Origin of the sequence: Actinomadura sp. SCN-SB, assembly GCF_043906805.1 — a bacterium.
Lineage (GTDB): Bacteria > Actinomycetota > Actinomycetes > Streptosporangiales > Streptosporangiaceae > Spirillospora.
In genome coordinates this window covers 1-819 of sequence record NZ_JBIMPP010000173.1, presented here as the reverse complement: position 1 = coordinate 819, position 819 = coordinate 1, and the positions used below count along the sequence as shown (strand labels likewise).

The 819-nt window shown below is 64.0% G+C and carries 1 protein-coding gene; it reads right to left on the bottom strand.

The genetic code is table 11. The annotated features are described in order from the left end of the window. On the bottom strand, positions 1-819 hold an 819-nt coding region (locus ACGWYJ_RS38915; protein WP_395111718.1), incomplete at both ends, for an NAD(P)/FAD-dependent oxidoreductase.

Here is an 819-nt window from a genome sequence, read left to right as displayed (position 1 = left end):
CGCCTGCCGATAGATGTGATCCACCACATCACCACAAGCGAACACCCCCGGCACATTCGTCCGCGTCGTCGGAGCCCGCACCTTCAGATAACCATCGGCATCGGTCTCCAACTGCCCCGCGAACAACTCACTACGCGGATCATGCCCGATCGCGATGAACAACCCCGTGATCGCCAGATCCGACTCCTCACCGGACCGGGTGTCACGCAACCGCACTCCCGTCACCCGATCCGACCCCTCGATCCCCACCACCTCACTGTTCCACCGGAACGAGATCTTCTCGTTCCCCAGCGCCCGCTCCTGCATGATCCTGCTCGCACGCAACCGATCACGCCGATGCACCACCGTCACCGAACGGGCGAACTTGGTCAAGAAGATCGCCTCCTCCATCGCGGTGTCACCCCCACCCACCACCGCGATGTCCTGATCACGGAAAAAGAACCCATCACAGGTCGCACACCACGACACCCCACGACCCGACAACCGCTTCTCCTCCGGCAACCCCAGCTCCCGATACCCCGACCCGGTCGCCACGATCACCGCCCGCGCCCGATACACCTGCTCACCCACCCGCACCACCTTCGGATCGGCGAGCAGATCCACCCCCGTCACATCATCGGCCACCAGCTCCGCACCGAACCGCTCCGCCTGCTTACGCAGGTTGTCCATCAACTCCGGACCCAAGATCCCATCCGGAAACCCCGGAAAATTCTCCACATCCGTGGTGTTCATCAACGCCCCACCGGCCGTCACCGACCCCTCGAACACCAACGGCCGCAACTCACCCCGAGCCGCATAGATCGCGGCCGTGTACCCCGC